The sequence below is a fragment of the Phytobacter cepae genome (assembly GCF_054165735.1).
Genome location: NZ_CM135107.1, coordinates 2,733,617 through 2,751,779, shown reverse-complemented (window position 1 = coordinate 2,751,779; position 18,163 = coordinate 2,733,617). Strand labels below are relative to the sequence as shown.

General features: G+C 51.5%; 17 protein-coding genes. 6 read left to right on the top strand and 11 right to left on the bottom strand.

Going from position 1 to position 18,163, the window contains the following annotated elements; all coding sequences use genetic code 11:
• The first annotated feature begins 114 nt into the window (after positions 1-114).
• Positions 115-912 (top strand): YdcF family protein, encoded by a 798-nt coding sequence (locus ACUY4Q_RS12760; protein WP_458043138.1) that lies wholly within the window; start codon positions 115-117, stop codon positions 910-912.
• A 199-nt stretch (positions 913-1,111) separates the two neighbouring features.
• Positions 1,112-2,551 carry an aldehyde dehydrogenase gene (gene aldA / locus ACUY4Q_RS12755; protein ID WP_458043137.1) on the top strand — a complete coding sequence of 480 codons (1,440 nt, stop codon included), beginning with the start codon at positions 1,112-1,114 and terminating at the stop codon, positions 2,549-2,551.
• Between the two features lie 40 nt (positions 2,552-2,591).
• On the opposite strand, the gene ACUY4Q_RS12750 is transcribed toward aldA, so the two are convergent.
• Positions 2,592-3,485 carry an alpha/beta hydrolase gene (locus tag ACUY4Q_RS12750; RefSeq protein WP_458047334.1) on the bottom strand — a complete coding sequence of 298 codons (894 nt, stop codon included), beginning with the start codon at positions 3,483-3,485 and terminating at the stop codon, positions 2,592-2,594.
• A 559-nt stretch (positions 3,486-4,044) separates the two neighbouring features.
• Positions 4,045-5,046, bottom strand: coding sequence for a type I glyceraldehyde-3-phosphate dehydrogenase (gap, locus tag ACUY4Q_RS12745; protein WP_458043136.1), 1,002 nt, complete (start codon positions 5,044-5,046; stop codon positions 4,045-4,047).
• Between the two features lie 182 nt (positions 5,047-5,228).
• Between gap and cybB the strand changes: the two genes are divergently transcribed.
• Entirely contained in the window at positions 5,229-5,759 is a 531-nt protein-coding gene (gene cybB / locus ACUY4Q_RS12740; protein WP_458043135.1) for a cytochrome b561, read from the top strand.
• 68 nt (positions 5,760-5,827) lie between these two features.
• On the opposite strand, the gene ACUY4Q_RS12735 is transcribed toward cybB, so the two are convergent.
• Positions 5,828-6,283, bottom strand: a complete 456-nt coding sequence (locus tag ACUY4Q_RS12735; protein WP_458043134.1) for a multidrug/biocide efflux PACE transporter — start codon at positions 6,281-6,283, stop codon at positions 5,828-5,830.
• Positions 6,284-6,393: 110 nt separating this feature from the next.
• On the opposite strand from ACUY4Q_RS12735, the gene ACUY4Q_RS12730 reads away from it, so the two are divergent.
• The gene (locus ACUY4Q_RS12730) at positions 6,394-7,278 is read left to right on the top strand and encodes a LysR family transcriptional regulator (protein WP_458043133.1); all 885 of its coding nucleotides are present in this window, start codon (positions 6,394-6,396) and stop codon (positions 7,276-7,278) included.
• A gap of 48 nt (positions 7,279-7,326) precedes the next feature.
• Here ACUY4Q_RS12730 and uspE read toward each other — a convergent pair whose 3' ends face one another.
• From uspE to ogt, 3 genes are all read right to left on the bottom strand, one after another.
• Positions 7,327-8,277, bottom strand: a complete 951-nt coding sequence (gene uspE, locus ACUY4Q_RS12725) for a universal stress protein UspE (RefSeq protein ID WP_458043132.1) — start codon at positions 8,275-8,277, stop codon at positions 7,327-7,329.
• A 143-nt stretch (positions 8,278-8,420) separates the two neighbouring features.
• Complete coding sequence (gene fnr / locus ACUY4Q_RS12720) at positions 8,421-9,173, bottom strand: fumarate/nitrate reduction transcriptional regulator Fnr (protein ID WP_458043131.1); 753 nt, start codon at positions 9,171-9,173, stop codon at positions 8,421-8,423.
• Between the two features lie 208 nt (positions 9,174-9,381).
• Complete coding sequence (gene ogt, locus ACUY4Q_RS12715) at positions 9,382-9,897, bottom strand: methylated-DNA--[protein]-cysteine S-methyltransferase (RefSeq protein WP_458043130.1); 516 nt, start codon at positions 9,895-9,897, stop codon at positions 9,382-9,384.
• 561 nt (positions 9,898-10,458) lie between these two features.
• Here ogt and smrA point away from each other — a divergent pair.
• Together smrA and tcp are read left to right on the top strand one after the other, a co-directional pair.
• Positions 10,459-11,022, top strand: a complete 564-nt coding sequence (gene smrA / locus ACUY4Q_RS12710; RefSeq protein WP_458043129.1) for a DNA endonuclease SmrA — start codon at positions 10,459-10,461, stop codon at positions 11,020-11,022.
• Positions 11,023-11,532: 510 nt separating this feature from the next.
• Positions 11,533-13,197 carry a methyl-accepting chemotaxis citrate transducer gene (gene tcp / locus ACUY4Q_RS12705; RefSeq protein ID WP_458043128.1) on the top strand — a complete coding sequence of 555 codons (1,665 nt, stop codon included), beginning with the start codon at positions 11,533-11,535 and terminating at the stop codon, positions 13,195-13,197.
• Between the two features lie 65 nt (positions 13,198-13,262).
• Here tcp and ACUY4Q_RS12700 read toward each other — a convergent pair whose 3' ends face one another.
• The 5 genes from ACUY4Q_RS12700 to ACUY4Q_RS12680 all read right to left on the bottom strand — a co-directional run bounded on the left by ACUY4Q_RS12700 (position 13,263) and on the right by ACUY4Q_RS12680 (position 18,143).
• Positions 13,263-14,786 carry a sensor domain-containing diguanylate cyclase gene (locus ACUY4Q_RS12700; protein WP_458043127.1) on the bottom strand — a complete coding sequence of 508 codons (1,524 nt, stop codon included), beginning with the start codon at positions 14,784-14,786 and terminating at the stop codon, positions 13,263-13,265.
• Between the two features lie 488 nt (positions 14,787-15,274).
• On the bottom strand, positions 15,275-15,547 hold the full coding sequence (locus ACUY4Q_RS12695) for a hypothetical protein (protein WP_458043126.1): 273 nt from the start codon (positions 15,545-15,547) through the stop codon (positions 15,275-15,277).
• A 318-nt stretch (positions 15,548-15,865) separates the two neighbouring features.
• Positions 15,866-16,078, bottom strand: coding sequence for a transcription antiterminator/RNA stability regulator CspE (cspE, locus tag ACUY4Q_RS12690; protein ID WP_458043125.1), 213 nt, complete (start codon positions 16,076-16,078; stop codon positions 15,866-15,868).
• 375 nt (positions 16,079-16,453) lie between these two features.
• Entirely contained in the window at positions 16,454-16,843 is a 390-nt protein-coding gene (locus tag ACUY4Q_RS12685; protein WP_458043124.1) for a diacylglycerol kinase, read from the bottom strand.
• A 67-nt stretch (positions 16,844-16,910) separates the two neighbouring features.
• Entirely contained in the window at positions 16,911-18,143 is a 1,233-nt protein-coding gene (locus ACUY4Q_RS12680) for a HAMP domain-containing sensor histidine kinase (RefSeq protein WP_458043123.1), read from the bottom strand.
• Between the last annotated feature and the right edge of the window lie 20 nt (positions 18,144-18,163).

Genomic DNA, 18,163 nt, shown 5'->3' with positions numbered 1-18,163 from the left:
GGCATAATAGCGGGCAAGGCGGTTAGGGCATTCCATGTGATCTCTATCGCACTTTACGATGTAGTGGCACTTAAGTAAGCTGTATTGATGCTTACAAAAAGGAGGCATTTATCCATGATCCATTTTCCTGCCTTACCTGAGCAGACCCTGAAGGCCGCCAACACGCTGGGCCAGTGGCTGGCGCAAAATGACTTTGCGAGCAAGCCTGAGCCTGTCCGCGCTGATGCGATCATCCTTGCCGGTAATGCGGTCATACCGGTTATCGATGCGGCATTCGACATGGCTTCCCGACAGCATACGCCGCTCATCATAAGCGGTGGCATCGGCCATTCTACCACCTTTTTGTATCACGCCGTGGCCCGCCATCCGACCTACAATTCGCTACGGACCACCGGTAAATCGGAAGCCGCTATCCTTGCGGAAATCGCCCAGCGTTTTTGGGGTATCCCGCTGAAAAACATCATTGTGGAAGACCAGTCAACCAACTGCGGTGAGAATGCCCGTTTCACTCTGGACACCCTGAGCTCACGGGGGATGAACCTGACGACCGCAATCGTCATGCAGGACCCGACGATGCAACGCCGCACCATGGCCACCTTCGCGCGCGCAAGCGCAGGTTATGCGGATGCGCCACACTGGCTTAGTTATCCTGGTTTTATTCCCGAACTGATTAACACCCGTGACGGACTCTCTTTTGCGACGCCAGCCGAAGGGTTATGGCCGGTCGAACGCTATCTGTCGCTGATCCTCGGCGAAGTACCACGACTGCGCGACGACATTGAGGGGTATGGCCCCAATGGGCGGAATTTTATCGTCCATGTGGATTTCCCCTCTTCTGTCGACAACGCCTGGCAAATATTACAGGCCGATGAGGTTCTGCACTCCGCTTTAGGCAGCCGCGCTCTGGCATAAGCCAATGCCCGTTTGCGCGATGGCAAACGCAAACGGGCACTCAATGTTGATTTAATGTTGCCTCGTGGTTGCTAAAAAGCATTTCTTTTATGATTTCACTCACAAAACTTCGCTGTCATCCTGGGAAATGGGCTGCACGCTTGTAGATTTTTAACAACGAATTTACTTGTTAAAAACAATGTTATTACAGGAGCAGTTCATGACAGCACCCGTACAGCACCCGATGTATATCGATGGTCAATTTGTTACCTGGCAAGGCGACGCCTGGATTGACGTAACAAACCCGGCGACAGAAGAGCTTCTGTCGCGCATTCCAGACGGTACCGCCGAAGATGCACGGCGCGCCATTGAGGCTGCCGATAAAGCGCAGCCGGCCTGGGAAGCGTTACCGGCCATTGAACGTGCGGGCTGGTTACGCAAAATCGCCGCAGGTATTCGTGCAAACGCCAGTGAAATCAGCGCGCTTATCGTGGCTGAAGGCGGAAAAATCCAGCAGCTGGCGGAAGTCGAAGTGAACTTCACCGCCGATTATATCGACTACATGTCCGAATGGGCCCGTCGTTATGAAGGCGAAATTCTGCAAAGCGATCGCCCTGGCGAAAATATCTTCGTCTTTAAACGCCCGCTGGGTGTCACCACCGGGATCCTGCCGTGGAACTTCCCGTTCTTCCTGATTGCCCGCAAGCTCGCGCCGGCACTGATAACCGGCAACACGATCGTTATCAAGCCCAGCGAATTCACGCCGAACAACGCCATTGCTTTTGCCAAAATCGTCCATGAGGTCGGGCTGCCGAAAGGGGTCTTTAACCTGGTGCTCGGACGGGGTGAAACCGTCGGACAGGAGCTGGCAGGCAACCCGAAAGTGGCGATGGTCAGCATGACGGGAAGCGTGGTGGCAGGCGAGAAGATCATGACCGCAGCGGCGAAAAACATCACCAAAGTGTGCCTCGAACTGGGCGGTAAAGCGCCCGCTATCGTGCTCGATGATGCAGATCTGGAACTGGCCGTTAAAGCTATCGTCGATTCCCGCGTGATCAACACCGGGCAGGTCTGTAACTGTGCCGAGCGCGTGTATGTGCAAAAAGGCATTTACGATCGCTTTGTGAACCGTCTGGGCGAAGCGATGAAAGCCGTGCAGTTTGGTAATCCAGGCCAACGCAATGATATCGCCATGGGGCCGCTGATTAACGGCGCAGCCCTGGAGCGTGTGGAAGCCAAAGTGGCTCGGGCGGTTTCAGAAGGTGCCCGCGTTGTGCTGGGCGGCAAAGCGGTTGAAGGGAAAGGGTATTTCTACCCGCCAACGCTGCTGCTGGATGTGCGCCAGGAGATGGCTATCATGCACGAGGAAACCTTCGGCCCGGTGCTGCCGGTGGTGGCATTCGACACCCTGGAAGAGGCGCTGGCGATGGCTAACGACAGCGATTACGGGCTGACGTCATCGGTTTACACCCAGAATCTCACGACCGCCATGAAGGCCATCAAAGGGCTGAAATTCGGCGAAACCTATATTAATCGCGAGAACTTTGAAGCGATGCAGGGGTTCCATGCGGGCTGGCGGAAGTCGGGCATCGGTGGTGCTGATGGTCGTCATGGCCTTGAAGAGTATCTGCAAACCCAGATGGTCTATCTGCAGGCGTAATGGGGTATGCCGCCATCAGGTTATGATGGCGGCAAGCGCTTTACACCTTCGTTGCAATCCAGTTCATCATTAACGTCGGCCAGATGGCTGCGGGCAGCCCCTGAGCATCACGAATACCAAATCCGTGGGCGCCTTGCTCAAACAGATGCATCTCAACGGGCACGCCCAGCTTTCGCAGGGCGGTGAACATCACCACGCTGTTTTCGACCTTCACCGCCGGGTCATCAACCGCATGCAGTATAAAGGTCGGCGGCGTATCGCCGCTCGCCCTCTCTTCCAGAGAATAGTGGCGAATCTGCTGCTCGGTCGGATTATCGCCAATCAATTCCTGGCGCGAACCAGGGTGGTCAATCTCGCGATGCATGGTAATGACCGGGTAGACCAGCGCCATAAATGCCGGTCGGGCAGGGAGGTCATCTATCTCATCTTTAGGCAGATAAACGGGTTCACTGAAGCGTGTGCCCAGGCTTGCCGCAGCGTGTCCGCCCGCAGAGAAGCCCAAAATTCCCATACGCTCAGGGTCCAGTTGCCACTCCTTTGCGCGTGCTTTCAGGGTCCGCATCGCCCGTTGCACATCCGCCAGCGGCGCATTGGCCCCTTCCGCATGACCATCCCCCGGCAGGCGGTAGCTCATCACAAACAGCGTGTAGCCTCTGGCATTGAAGAAAGGGGCCAGCGCACTGCCTTCTTTGTCGAGGACCACCCGGCGATACGAGCCGCCCGGTGTCACCAGAATCCCTACGCCGTTGGGTTTCTCAGGGGCATAAACGGTAATCTGCGGCGCACGGACGCCGGTGACGGAGCGATCAAAATCAGAAGGACCCGTGAGATTTTCTTCCAGCCGAAAGGTGACGAGACTGGTTGCCGCCCCCGGCGCCTCACCCTGGGGCCAGACGGAAAAGGTGACGGCATTCGCTACGGCAGCGTCCATCATCGCAACTAACTCTTGCTCGCTTATCGGTGTCACTTCGGATCTCCAAAATTTGAAACAGAGGTTTATATCATAGGCGGTGTACAGAAAGTGTGGGGGAGGTGGGAAAAAAGGGTGGCGGTGCCACCTGAGAGGTTAGGGATCCCCTGTAATATGTCGTTTTACAGCGATAATACTGCGTAATGAGAATAAAACAGTCACCGCGATGACTGGGTCCGGCTGAAAATCGACGAAGCGTATCCGTAAGGCCGGGGCGCCGCGCAGGGATGCGCGGCGAGGGCGACTTTACACGGACGTTACCTTCGCCCGTCCCCGATTAGCCTGAAGGAATACGCTGAGTGGACCGCGCCAGCGGCGATTTTCCTGGCCGGGAGCCCGGGTCGCCAGGGCGGTGGCGGTGAACCGCCCTGGCACGTTCACGGGTTCTGGAGCGATAGAAAAGCAAGGAACATAAGGTGAACGGAATGCCCCTCAGAGCCGCATTTTCCCCCTCACCCTAACCCTCTCCCCGGTGGGGCGAGGGGACTGTATTTGGTGGGTATCCCTCAGACCCGAGGGAGAATCAAAGCTGCCGGTATTTTTCCAGCACACGAACCAACTGAGTCACAAAACCATACTCGTTATCGTACCAGGAGACGGTCTTGACCAGTTGCAGATCGCCCACTTCGGTAATTTCGGTTTGTGTAGCATCGAACACCGAACCAAAGTGGCTGCCGATCACATCAGAAGAGACAATCTCTTCATCGGTGTAACCGAAAGACGCGTTGTTTTCGGTCGCTTTTTTCAGGGCCTGATTGACCTCATCGGCGGTGACTTTTTTGCCCAGAATCGAGACCAGTTCGGTGACCGACCCGGTTTTCACCGGTACGCGTTGCGCATGGCCTTTCAGCTTGCCGCTAAGGTCAGGGATCACCAGCCCAATGGCTTTTGCCGCCCCGGTAGTGTGCGGAATGATGTTCTCTGCTGCAGCACGCGAGGCACGCAAATCTTTACCGCGTGGACCGTCCACCAGCGCCTGGGTCCCCGTATAGGCATGAATGGTGGTCATGGTGCCCACTTTAATGCCGAAGTTATCATGCAGGGCTTTTGCCATTGGCGCCAGGCAGTTCGTGGTACATGACGCCACCGAGATGATGGTGTCCTGAGCGTCAAGAGTGTCGTCATTGACGTTGAAAACCACGGTTTTCATGTCACCCGCAGGGGCTGAGATCAACACTTTTTTCGCCCCTGCATCCAGGTGCGCCTGTGATTTTTCTTTAGCGGTATAAAAACCGGTACATTCGACAATAATGTCAGCACCCGCCGCTCGCCATGGAATGTGTTTGGCCTCTTTTTCGGCATACACCGTGATTTTTTTACCATCGACAATCAGCGCGTCTTCGGTGAAATCCACACTCCACTTAAACGGGCCATAGTTGGAGTCATACTTCAGCAGGTAGGCCAGCACTTTCGGGGAGGTGAGATCGTTAATTGCCACGACTTCGGCATCACTGCCGGTCTCCAGCAGCCGACGTAATACCAGACGACCTATACGCCCAAAACCATTAATGCCAATTTTACTCATTATGCTACTCCTGTCAGGAAGGGTTTTTTGCACTTCACCAGGCATAGCCTGGGTTGAACACAACGGCAAATGATTGCTTTTCATGACAGCGTAAGCGTTTGAAAATTGAAAAAGAAAAGTTAATGAATTTTTAAGAAAAGCTCGGTATGTTGGCGTTTTCGATCTTGTTTCAGGATGAGCTTATGCGCAGTAAATATTCCGGGCTTCAAATCGCCATTCACTGGCTGGTTTTTCTTCTGGTCATTGTGACCTATTGTGCCATGGAATTTCGTGGTCTCGCACCGCGTGCTTATCGGCCTTATTTCAACATCGTCCACGTCTCTTGTGGCATCACTATTCTGGTATTAATGGTCACGCGCCTGCTGGTCCGTCTGAAATCACCCTCGCCACCGATTGTGCCAAAGCCCTCGCCCATGTTAACGGGCATGGCGCATTTAGGACACCTGGTTATCTACCTGCTGTTTATTGCCTTACCGATCATCGGCTTGCTGATGATGTATAACCGTGGGGGAAACTGGATTGCCTTTGGCATCGTGATGCCGCATGCGCAAGAAGCGAATTTTGACCTGGTGGATATCCTGAAAAACTACCACGTGACTCTGGCGATGTTAGGGTATTACGTTATCGGGTTGCATGCGCTAGCGGCACTTGCGCACCATTATTATTTCAAAGACAACACGTTATTACGCATGATGCCGAAAAAACGTGTATAAAGGATAACGCGATAGCGGCGCTGCATGGCCGTTATATTTTAAGCCTCGCCTGGTGCGAGGCTTATTTTTTATTCGGCGAGGCGCGTAAGCCTGCGCTGAATAAAACGTTCGCGTAACGCGTCATAACTCCAGTTGAAGACCATGGTGTACGGCAGAAAGAACAGGAAAAAGCCAATTTCCAGTAAGAAAGCCGCGACCAGACCAATGCCCAGCACCAGCGAGGCGATGGTTACGCCAATCACGATAAATCCTCCTTCAAACCCTAACGCATGTAACACACGCACGCGGGCGGTACGGGGCACGCGATGCACAGGCCATAAGCGGTCAAAAATCGCATTGTAAATCACATTCCAGATCATCGCGGCGGTCGCCAGTAACAGCGTGAGCCCGCCCATTTCAAGTACCGGACGCTGCATTACCCAGGCGCTGGCTGGCGCGCAGATGGCAGTGGCAATGACTTCAAAACTCACCGCATGGAAAATGCGTTCGGTTAAGCCGCGACGCTGTACTGCATGCTGTTGCATTTAAAAACCTCTTTTTAACGGAGTCGGTGTAAATGTCATCGAAGAAGAGGATTTTCATCGTTTATTAAGATAAATTAAAGTGAGTTACCATCGATAAAATAGATACTTTTATGCGCTATTCACCTGAAGCCCTCACCGCCTTTGTCGAAACGGTTGCCGCCGGTTCCTTTTCCGCCGCCGCACGAAAACTGCGTAAGAGCCAGTCGACAATCAGTACCGCCATCGCCAATCTGGAAACGGATCTGGGGGTGACGCTGTTTGACCGCTCTGCCCGTCATCCGGTCTTAACGCCGGAAGGCGAAAAGGCGCTCAGCTACGTACAGGCGATTCTTGCCGCCAGCGACAGGCTGGATGAGTTAGCGGTGTGGCTGGCGGGCGAGATGGAAACGCGACTGACCTTTGTGCTTTCTGACACGCTGCACCCGGATATCCTCGCCGACCTGCTGGGGGCCTTTGACAAACGCTACCCGCACACCGAGTTTGAATGCCTGATTGGAGAAAATGAGGACGTTATCGATCTGCTGCAAAAAGGTCGCGCGCAACTGGGGCTGACCGAAGCGCAGGCACACTATCCCACAGATATTGGGGCCATGCGTCTGCCGATGCAAAGTGAGATGGATATTTTTGTGGCGCGCAATCACCCCCTGGCGAGTGAGGGCATGCTGTTGGAAGAACAGCTGCGTAGCTGGCGTGAGTTACGGCTCAATACTTATCTGGAGAACAGCAGCATGGTGGCCCGTGGTCCGGTGTGGTCTGCGCCGAACTATCTGATGTTACTCAGCATGGCGGAGCAAGGGTTTGGCTGGTGTGCACTACCGACAGCGCTGGTGGACGAGTTCTCAGGCGCAAAGAAACTGACCCGGCTGAATTTACCAGGCTGGCCGCGCAGCGTGTTGATCGACTTGTTGTGGAACAAACGCACGCCGCCCGGCGTGGCAGGGAGCTGGTTGCGTCATTATCTGCAACAATGGCGGCAAACACCCGCAGCGTCCTGACAGCAAAACGCCCGCGTTGGCGGGCGTTGAGCGTTAAGCAAACACGATTTAATCGTCTTCGTCGTCGTCGAGTTCAACCGGGGACTGATAATCATCCGGTTTGATGACCAGCAAATCGCATCGCAGATGGTCAATCACCTGTTCCGCAGTGTTGCCGAGGAAGGCAGCAGAAATGCCGGTGCGGCCCACAGTTCCCAGGACCACGATCCCGGCCTGCAGATGTTCCGACAGGTCAGGAATCACCTCTTCCGGCAACCCTTTTTCGACGTGTGTCATCTTCTCGTCAATACCGAACTTCTGACGCAGGGCTTTCATGGCAATTAAGTGCTGGCCGCGGATGGCATCGTTATAGACGCTGGGATCAAACTCCGGCAGCTCAATGGCAATATTAATCGGCGTAATGGGGTAGGCACCGACAAGATGGACTTCGGTATGGTTCACCTGTTCCGCCAGCATCAACGTCTCTTTAACCAGTTTTTCATTAAGCGAATTGTGGTACAGCTCTTCGCTGGCCAGATTAACGGCCACCAGCGCTTTACCCGCTTCTGGCCAGGGCTGGTCTTTCACCATCCATACCGGACACGGACATTTGCGCAGCAGATGCCAGTCAGTAGGGGTAAAAATAACGGATTCGAGTTTGTCATGCTGGTGCGTCATCTTCAGCAGGAGATCGTGCCCACCGGCAAGCACTTCCTGGATAATGGCCTCAAAGGGACGGTTGTGCCACACCACTTTGATATCGATAGGAACGCCGCTGTCGAGATAGTACTTCGCCTGTTCGCGGATCCAGGCGGTACGTTGGCTAATCACGCCTTGTCGCATGGCGGTGCGTTCGTCAGGGGACAGAAGGGTGGTCATCTCATATGAGAAATCATAGATGGGCAAAAAGGCTTTGATGCGCCCACCAATCCGTTGATGCAAATACACGGCACGTCGTAATGCGGGCTGATCGTCCTGATTAGGATCGATGGCGACCAGCATATTTTGATATCTAGCCATACAGGGTCTCCTTACATCTGTCACCACAGTCTGTAATTACAAGATAACCCATTAGTACTGAATGAAACAGGGGAAACCTTTTGCCAGATCAATAAATCAGAAAAATTAGACGACCGGGCAAAAGGTAAAAAAGAGAGGGAAAATCAGGCTACGTTGCGGGAATGACCGGCAAGCTGCGACAGAATATCGCTATTCTCAATGGTAATGTATTTGCCTTTTACCGCCAGCATGCCGCTTTTCTGGAAGCGACCCAGCAGACGACTGATGGTTTCGACAGTCAGGCCTAAATAGTTACCGATATCGCCACGCGTCATCGTCAGACGGAACTCGCGGGGAGAGAAACCGCGCTGAGCAAAGCGACGTGACAGGTTATAGATAAATGCCGCCAGACGCTCTTCCGCATTTTTCTTCGACAGCAGCAGGATCATGTCCTGGTCGCCTTTGATCTCGCCGCTCATCAGGCGCATCATTTGTTGGCGAAGATTAGGCATCTTACCTGACAGGTCGTCCAGGGTTTCAAAGGGAATTTCGCAAACCATTGAGGTTTCCAGCGCCTGCGCGAAGCTCGGGTGAAGACCGGTGCCAATGGCATCGAAGCCGACCAGGTCGCCCGCCAGATGGAAGCCGGTGATCTGCTCGTCACCTTGTTCGGTGATGGTATAGCTCTTGATCGTGCCGGAACGAATAGCGTACAGCGATTTCAGTTCATCACCGGCTTTAAACAGTGTCTGGCCTTTCTGAATCGGCTTTTTACGCTCGATGATGTTATCGAGCTGATCCAGCTCGTGTTCATTCAGCGTAAAAGGGATACAAAGCTGGCTGATACTGCAATCCTGGCAATGGATAGCACATCCGCCTGACTGAATGCGTCGTATAATTCGCTTTTCCGGGATCATAGGTATACTCAAGCCTTAATTGATTTTGGTCAATTTTAACACCTTTTTAGGGTGTGTGTAAGCCTGAGGAAACGTCAATTCAGTAGAATTAAAACGGTTATTGGAAACATAAGTTACCGAATACAAACCATCTATTTGATAATCCACCAATTTCTTGTGGGTTTGAACCCGCAGCACCGCGATTAAGCGCACTTATTGGGCCTTGTTCTCACAATAAGAAGTAGCCCTCATGACGCAGCAACCACTCTTTGCGCTGCACGCCGCCCGCATAGCCGGTCAGCGTCCCGTTACGCCCAATGACGCGATGGCAGGGCACCACAATACTCACCGGGTTAGACCCATTTGCGGCCCCCACGGCACGTGCCGCACCACTTCGGCCCAGCATTTCCGCCAGATGGCCGTAATGCAACACCTGGCCACAGGGAATGTCGCGCAAGGCTTTCCAGACTTCACGCTGGAAGGGGGTACCCGCAGTGGCGGTAGGCAGCGTATCGATGACCGCCAAATCGCCAGCAAAATAGTCGCGTAATTTCTGGCTAAGGCCGCCAGGGTTGGCGCTGGCAACGCGCGAGTAGCCTTCACGGCGATAGTGGGTAGCCAGCAACTGATTCATACGCACGCTGTGTTCTTCCCACTCAACGGCGCGCAAATGGTATGTCTCATCGCAGATTACCCACAGCGGGCCGAGCGGAGTATCAATTTTATCTTCAAGGAGTGTGAGCATCGAACGTCCTTTTTATCGAGCAGGCGGGAGTCAGCAAGCCTGCAATCTAGCACGTTCGAACGGGTGGAACTATACCTCAAAAGGGAGCCAGGCTTAGGTATATTGCGGGATATTCATCCGCTAAATATATTACAGGGCGTGTGGGAAGGTGCGCAGGAAATAGACAATATTTCTCAAAAAATAAATGCAAAAAAATAGAGCCTGCCGACATCGTCAGGCTCTACAGTACACACAGCAGCGCATCCTTTCGTTTATTTTTTGGATTTCATCCTTAGGTCAATAATACAGTTATAGCCTGGCTGAAAATTAATTCCAGTCGAATTGATGTTTGATTTCACAATAATTTAACTGAAATTTAGAATATTAACGCAGGTAAAGTTTTAGTTAAGTGCCGATAAATCGGCTATGCGGATGTACTATTAGCGGCGCTAATCTATTTCACAAAAATATATTAGCGCGATAAGTTCATTTATTTTGAACACATCACGGTGACCATAGCCGTTGTGTGACCTTGATGTGACCGCTATAGTATTCTGCAGAAATGCCGCGAGAGGACGTACCATGAACCCTGACGACAAATCGTTGTTCCTTGACGCCATGGAGGATGTCCAGCCCCTGAAGCGCTGTGCCGATGTTCACTGGCAACCGGGGCGTAAGACCCGTGCTCCGACGCAAATCGACACCTTGCAGTTGGATAATTTTCTGACCACCGGCTTTTTAGAGATTTTACCTCTTGGCTCGCCGCTGGCGTTTAAACGCGACGGCGTACAGCAGGGGGTGATTGATAAGCTCCGCTCAGGTAAGTACAGACAGCAGGCCAGCCTCAGCCTCTTGCGTCAGCCTGTTGAGCAATGTCGACAGCTTCTTTTTAGCTTTATGCACCAGGCTCATGCCGAGGGTTTACGCAACTTGCTGATTATTCATGGTAAAGGGCGTGACGATAATTCACACGCCAATATTATCCGCAGCTATCTTGCCCGCTGGCTGCCTGAATTTGACGACGTACAGGCATTCTGTGTTGCTCAGGCGCATCAAGGGGGCAGCGGAGCCTGCTATGTTGTGCTGCGTAAATCCGAACAGGCGAAACAGGAAAACTGGGAACGCCACGCCAAACGTAGCCGCTAACGGCGGCTATTGTCTCTTCGCTTTGTTCGTCATCACAACCCCCCACATCTTGCGAGTGTCACCCATCCTGTCTATCACTGACATCATCACGACGCTATTTCTGTTATTCAGGCTGTCTTTCATATCGTTAGCACCGCCAGTGCCCTTCAAATGAAGTTGAAAAGCACAAGGTTATCCACAGAAACGGGGGATAACCATGTGGATACCGGGCGGGAACGCCTGAATGGCGTATGGTTAACTATCCCGATCGGATGCTGCTCATGCCATTTGAGGTCTGATTATCGCCCCCGCAAGAAGCACCGGGTTGAATTCAATCATTAAAATATGTTCTGTATGAATTGTGTGCAGTTGGCTGGCGCCAGGTTAAGACGACCCCAAAACAAACTGCGCGGGGGAAGGAAGCCTGGCGTTCCCGTCCGTTCAAGCTTGTTCCTAAAAAGTTATCATAAAGTTAATGTCTGCCGTGACGATATATATTGAGCAATTTCTACTCTCCCACGGACTAAAGCTATGCTCAAAAATATACACGTCATTACCGGCATCATTATCGCGCTGTCGGTCTTTTGTCTTCTGCAATTGGTCACCGGGGGACTTTTTTACTCTGCGGTTAACAATGACAGAGTGAACTTTCAGAACACCGGGGTGCTCAGTGCACAGCAGGAAAATCTGGGTGACAGCGTTAACACGCTGATCAAAACACGTGTGACCGTCACGCGCGTCGCCATCCGCTTTTTAAAAAATCAACGCGATCCGGCCTCTCTGGCGAGTATCGAAAAATTGCTGACCACCGCCTCTGACTCATTAGGCAAGTCGGAAGGCTACTTCAACAACTACAAAAGCACACCGCGTGTGGCGGGTCAGGATCCGGCCCTGGCCGATGAAGTTTCGCAAAACATTACCAAAATGCACGATGTCCTCAAGCAGTCCATCACCTTCCTGCGTGCCAATAATTACGAAGCCTATGGCAACTTAGATGCGCAGCAGGCGCAGGATGATATGGATGCCAGCTACGCGAAATGGCGTTTGGAAAATAACTCCTTCCTGCAAGCCGCCGCCCGCGAGAACCAGAGCAGCTTCACCAGCATGCAGTGGACGCTGGGTGTGATTTTACTGGCCGTCATTGCGGTAATGACGATCATTTGGCTGGGTCTGCAACACCTGCTTCTTAAGCCGCTGCATAGTGTGATGAACCATATTCGCGCTATTGCTGGGGGGGATTTAACACAATCCATTTCAGCAGAAGGCCGTAACGAGATGAGCCAACTGGCGGCCGGACTGCACGAGATGCAGGTGTCGCTGGTCCACACCGTGGGTGCGGTGCGCAACAGTTCGGATTCGATTTACACGGGCGCAAGCGAAATCTCCACCGGTAACAACGATCTCTCTTCCCGTACTGAACAGCAGGCGGCGTCACTGGAAGAAACGGCGGCCAGCATGGAGCAACTGACCGCCACGGTGAAGCAAAACACCGACAACGCCCGTCAGGCGTCCCATCTGGCGAAGAATGCGTCCGATACCGCTGCGCGTGGGGGCCAGGTGGTCAGCGACGTGGTGCGCACCATGAGTGAAATTTCAACCAGTTCCCAGCAGATTGCGCAGATAACCAGCGTGATTGATGGCATCGCTTTCCAGACTAATATCCTCGCGCTGAACGCCGCTGTGGAAGCCGCGCGTGCGGGTGAGCAAGGACGTGGGTTTGCTGTAGTGGCGGGCGAAGTCCGCACCCTGGCCAGTCGGAGTGCTCAGGCTGCCAAAGAGATCAAATCGCTGATTGAAAACTCGGTCAACCGCGTCAATTCCGGTACCACGCTGGTGGCAGAAGCGGGCGACACGATGAAAGAAATCGTCAACGCGGTAACCCGTGTGACCGACATCATGGGAGAGATTGCCTCGGCCTCTGATGAGCAGAGCAAAGGGATTGAGCAGGTGAGTCTCGCCGTGTCGCAGATGGACAGCGTCACGCAACAGAACGCCTCGCTGGTGCAGGAGTCTGCGGCGGCTTCTGCAGCGCTGGAAGAGCAGGCTGAGCAACTGCGTCAGGCTGTCGCCGTCTTCCGGGTGAATAACGCGGGGACGTTGTTACAGAGCAAACCTGGCAAGCCGAGCGCGCCACCGCGTGCGGCACTGGCCTCCGCCGCGCCTGCTGCCAGTGACAGCAACTGGGAAACCTTCTAACTGCATTTCAGGCCGGGGTGTTATACCACCGGCCTGATAGTGCGTTTGGGCCTGCAAAGGAAAGGCTAAAAAAGTATGCGGTTTTTACCTGCGACCTTGGCCTGATACATCTTTGCATCGGCTTTTTTTAGCACCGCTTCTACGGGATCGTGAGGCATATGTTTCGCAATCCCGCCACTAAATGTCACCTGTAAGGAAGGTTCACGCCATTTTCGCAGAGAAACCATCTGCAACCAGGTGTCCATCATTTGACAGAAGAGGTCATGATCCTCGCCTGAGTAAATGACGCACAGCTCTTCGCCGCCAAATCGATAGATGCGATGTTCGCCGCCAACGACCTGGCAACCCGTCTGACCCACAACTTTCAGAACGTTATCCCCTGCATCGTGACCCCATGTGTCATTGATCGCTTTAAAGTTATCAATATCAATAATGGCAAGGTAAAAAGCTTTTCCGCTGTCGGCCAGCTTACGAATATCATCATCAAACTTTCGTCGATTAAAGAGGTTAGTTAAACCATCGAGCGTGGCGTCGCGAATCGCTTTATCAAGATTTTGTTTATTTTTCCTGATATTTTCGTAAATAGAACCTATCGTTAATTTATTCTTTTTGGGAATGATGCCATTCATCCCCATGTACAGCCGGGAGAGGATTTTCTCCATATATAACCTGGCGAAAAAAATGACAAAAAGATAGAACACCAGACAACACAACATCACTATCCAGAACGATTGTTTTGCATAGTTAGTAATGTTTCGGTATTCGCTTTCGTTGACGATAGTAAAGGCATACCAGTCAGGGTTCACATACGTCTTATAGAAAACGAATACCTTTTGTTTGCTGTCATAAAAATCGCCTTCGACGCTGTCGCCGCGTTCAACCCAGTCGTGCGGCACCCTTTTTTTGAGAATTTCTGCTTTGTTTTCACTCAGAATGATTTCCCCTGTGCTGGAGGTGATCAGAAACTTGCCGTTATAAGGGGGTAACTTATTGTTAATGGTTGAGCTTATCGACTTTAAATCCAGGTCAAAACCGATATTTCCAATGAATTCAGAACGCTTATTAAACAGGTTCATACTGGCGGTGATTGACTCTTTTTTCGACTTTGCGGTTCCGTTGACTTCATCAAGAATAGACTCATAAGGCTGGGAAAAGGTGATCACATCCTTTGTGGCCGTCAGTGGATACCAGGGGCGTGAGCGTGGAGAGATCTTCTTATCGCTCAGGTTGGGGTAAATCTTATAATTATCATTTGAATCAGAGACGATCACATTACTAAAAAATATCGTTGAATCCGTGATGGCAGGAATGAGTGTATTTAAGTCTGTAGGTTGACCCTGAAGATATTTTTCAATGTCGGTTTCGTCTATGCTTGCTGACAAGCTTCTGAAGATGAGTTTTATTTCATTCAGTGGTGTCTCTATATTCCCTTTTGAGGCATTAGCCGTAAAGCGAGAAAGGGTGGTTTTAAACTCTTTGTTACTGCTGTAATCAATATATAACCAGGTATAGGTGCAAACGACCATAAATGGGATCAACAATATAAAAACAAAAATGGCTATGCTCTTATTTAATTTATAGGTTTTCATGCTTGCTCTTCGCTTGATACTTCCAGAGTCCCCTAAAATGAAGGTTCTCGGCCAGAATTAATTACCGTGCGCAATTAGCAGTCTAGCTTAAGTGATGAGGTAGTCAAAGTAATTTTTATAGATGAATTTATGAGTGCTACCTATCTTTTTATAGTCTCAAAAAAGTGATTATTAACTCATTGTAAATAAGGGATTTTATTTGCATGGGAATGCCTGAGAGTGATGTAAAATGTCTATCTATCACACTATTGAGCTATAAACTTGTAATGAGAAAATAACGAGAAGTTGTTTAAACGTGATGAAGATGTTGCGCTTCACCAAGAGGAGAGACTTTACGCACTTTTTTATAGAAGATTTTCACTACAACGCGAAGAGAAATGGAGGGGCACTACGTTATTCGCGCGTAGGATTTGAAGAGGGCCGAATAATGGATTCACTATCCGGCCGAAAGACAAGTTTGAATCACTGCCATCTCTGTAGTGTTTGCATTACTCTTTTTTGCGAATCAGTTTATTTGCCGCTGCGGTCATTACGCCGATAAGCGGTAAGGCTATCGCACCGGCCATAAAGTTATGGTGATCGGTCGCTTTGTCTCTGCGAATATCCGCAAAGCGTGCCAGCGCACGTTTTTCGTTTATCGCTTCGATCTCTTCGAACTGTTTTTCAAAACCCTGTTCAATCAGTTGAGACGCGGCTTCCTGTTCAGAACTGTTGAGCGCAACGATTTGTTTATTTTTTATAAAAAAAGAGTATTCAGGCATCAGATACTCCTCAATCAGGAGGGTAGGAGTTCATACTATATACGCAGTGATTCCATTACGTATAGCTCTGTTTTTTTGTAGTGACAGGCACCGCCAATGCAAAGTCTTGTTATGAGGCGCAGTGGTATGACGCGGCACAAAGTTTTAAGCGAGACAGGAGAAAGGGAGGTGTTGTAAACGTATCGAGTGAGTTGGCGGCAGAATAAAATGAAGATAATAAAAAACCCGCACATGGCGGGCTTTTTTATTATCAGAGAACGGTATTGCTCAGACAGATGTCTTCATCGCTAACACTACTGCTCTGATAATCAGCATCGATTACAGCGCGGTAACGTTGCCAGCTGCAGGGCCTTTGGCGCCGCTTTCGATGGTGAAGGAAACTTTCTGACCTTCATCAAGAGTTTTGAAGCTATCGCTCTGAATAGCAGAGAAGTGTACGAATACATCTTTGCTGCCGTCGTCAGGAGTGATAAAGCCAAAACCTTTATCAGAGTTGAACCATTTTACTAAACCAGTCATTTTATTAGACATAGATAATTCCTTAATGAATGAGCCACGTAAGCGCGGCGGTGATGGCCTGTATTAAGAGAGTGACTTATGTGGCACTTAGGAGGAGGCTCATGAAGAAGGGATATCTTTGGATAACACTTGAACTGAGGACTGCTTTACTAAAACTGCTTTCATAAGGTCTGTTTTCCAAACCGATGGCGCTATTAAGACATAGCGACTCTGAATAAGCAATATTTATATTATTTATTTTAACCACTTAAACACCCGGATGGCTGAATGGCTACAGAATGACGCAGAGCCGTTTTTGTTAAGACCGGGTCATATAGCAAACCAGCGAAGTAGAGAGGCTCTTAACAATGACCCTCTCCACTTCACTGGGCACTGCATGTGCAGCGGCTAAAACAGGATGACTATCCATACCGACGCGACCATGATCAGTGCCATGGTTTGCGCGGCGCTGCCCATATCTTTGGCGTTTTTCGAAAGCGGGTGTTGCTCAAGCGAGATCCGGTCCACGACGGCCTCTATCGCCGAATTAAGCAGTTCAACGAGCAAACTGATAAATGAGACCGCCAGCAAAAGCGCACGTTCGACGGGGCTGATATGGAGCGCAACAGCGGCCACCATCAGCGCGCCGTGTAAGGTCATCAATTGACGAAAGGCGGCCTCACCCTGAATGGCGGCGAGGAAACCATCACGCGAATAGCGTAACGTCGCGAAGAGGCGGGTTATTCCGGTTTTGCCATGTTGATACTTGCCGGTTCCCGTAGGGCCTGATGCATGCATTGTGAACTCCAGTCAAAGAGAATGTGAGCGGAGTATGCAAAACAAAATGTCAGGAAAATGTCAGGCATCAGGCGGCAGGTTGCATCTTCAGCGTAAAGCAGCACCCCTGATCAGAACTTTCAACCGTCATGTGCCAGCCGAGATGCTCCACAATTCGCTGCACAATCGATAACCCCAGTCCTTCTCCCTCATGCGTGGGCGGGTGCTGGAAGCGTTGAAAAAACTGCGGATCGACGGTGGTGGGCAGGCCTGGACCGGTGTCTGAAATCCTGAGCGTTGAGTCTTCAAGCGTCAGGTTTACTTCGCCTTCATGGGTGTACTGACAGGCATTGCGCAACAGGTTAAGAATGACGCTGCGTGCCAGTTCGGGGTTGGTCCAGATGTGCGCATTTGTGGGCACATTCAGGATAATCCTCACCGATTTTTTGACCAGCCAGGGCTGGCAGCGCGCAATACATTCATCCATCAACGGGTGAAGAAGAACATCGTAACGGGGAAGGGTTTGCGGGTCGCGTGAGAGCAGCAACAGACAGGTTAACTGGCGCTGCATTTCATGCGTCGTGCGCACGATGCGTTCCGCGCCGGGCTTCAGATGGCTGTCTGTGGGCAACTGGTGAAGGATAGTTTCGCCCGCGCCACTAATAATGGCCAGCGGTGTACGCAGTTCATGACTGGCATCCCCGACAAAGCATCGTTCACGTTGCAGAAACCGTTCAAGCTCTTCGCTGTGACGCGCAAACGCCCGCGACAGGACGCCGATTTCATCTGTCGCATCCTGAAAGGGCAGTGGCTTGTCATTTCGCTGTACGGCTTCGGCCAGGCGGATAATGGGGGCGGTAACGCGTGCGGAGGTCAGGCGACCAATGAGGAAGGCGCAAAGAATGCACAACGCAATGACCAGCGGCGCAAAGCCATCAATCATAAGCTCCAGATAAGGATACTGCGCCCCGTCATGGAGCAGGTAGTAACGGCTATGTTGATACTCAAACACCAGCAAATGCCACGTTTCAGGATTTTCCAGACGATGGTAACCGGGCGCATACTGTCGCAGAGAATCAGGCACCGTTTGGGTATCATACAGGCGGCTGTTTTCGGGAAGAGCAGGGGGGATGCCTTTGGCAATGTCCTTTTCAATACCCGCTAACTCATCGCGAAGGCTTTCTGAGATTACCCAGGCTCGTAAATCATCGTAATCGAGTTGTTCAGCCACGATAATGAAGGTCATTACGGCGATCATCAGCAGCACAAAGGAGACGGTAATGCGGGTATTAAGCGTCATCTGCTGGTAACGGGATTTCATGTTGGGTGCGCTGTTCCTGA

Coding starts and splice junctions, on each gene's coding strand:
- aldA (WP_458043137.1), top strand. CDS start 1,112: ATGACAGCACCCGTACAGCACCCGATGTATATCGATGGTCAATTTGTT.
- ACUY4Q_RS12685 (WP_458043124.1), bottom strand. CDS start 16,843: ATGCATGCATCAGGCCCTACGGGAACCGGCAAGTATCAACATGGCAAA.
- tcp (WP_458043128.1), top strand. CDS start 11,533: ATGCTCAAAAATATACACGTCATTACCGGCATCATTATCGCGCTGTCG.
- ACUY4Q_RS12680 (WP_458043123.1), bottom strand. CDS start 18,143: ATGAAATCCCGTTACCAGCAGATGACGCTTAATACCCGCATTACCGTC.
- ogt (WP_458043130.1), bottom strand. CDS start 9,897: ATGCTCACACTCCTTGAAGATAAAATTGATACTCCGCTCGGCCCGCTG.
- ACUY4Q_RS12730 (WP_458043133.1), top strand. CDS start 6,394: ATGCGCTATTCACCTGAAGCCCTCACCGCCTTTGTCGAAACGGTTGCC.
- ACUY4Q_RS12760 (WP_458043138.1), top strand. CDS start 115: ATGATCCATTTTCCTGCCTTACCTGAGCAGACCCTGAAGGCCGCCAAC.
- gap (WP_458043136.1), bottom strand. CDS start 5,046: ATGAGTAAAATTGGCATTAATGGTTTTGGGCGTATAGGTCGTCTGGTA.
- cybB (WP_458043135.1), top strand. CDS start 5,229: ATGCGCAGTAAATATTCCGGGCTTCAAATCGCCATTCACTGGCTGGTT.
- cspE (WP_458043125.1), bottom strand. CDS start 16,078: ATGTCTAATAAAATGACTGGTTTAGTAAAATGGTTCAACTCTGATAAA.
- ACUY4Q_RS12735 (WP_458043134.1), bottom strand. CDS start 6,283: ATGCAACAGCATGCAGTACAGCGTCGCGGCTTAACCGAACGCATTTTC.
- ACUY4Q_RS12695 (WP_458043126.1), bottom strand. CDS start 15,547: ATGCCTGAATACTCTTTTTTTATAAAAAATAAACAAATCGTTGCGCTC.
- fnr (WP_458043131.1), bottom strand. CDS start 9,173: ATGATCCCGGAAAAGCGAATTATACGACGCATTCAGTCAGGCGGATGT.
- ACUY4Q_RS12700 (WP_458043127.1), bottom strand. CDS start 14,786: ATGAAAACCTATAAATTAAATAAGAGCATAGCCATTTTTGTTTTTATA.
- uspE (WP_458043132.1), bottom strand. CDS start 8,277: ATGGCTAGATATCAAAATATGCTGGTCGCCATCGATCCTAATCAGGAC.
- ACUY4Q_RS12750 (WP_458047334.1), bottom strand. CDS start 3,485: ATGATGGACGCTGCCGTAGCGAATGCCGTCACCTTTTCCGTCTGGCCC.
- smrA (WP_458043129.1), top strand. CDS start 10,459: ATGAACCCTGACGACAAATCGTTGTTCCTTGACGCCATGGAGGATGTC.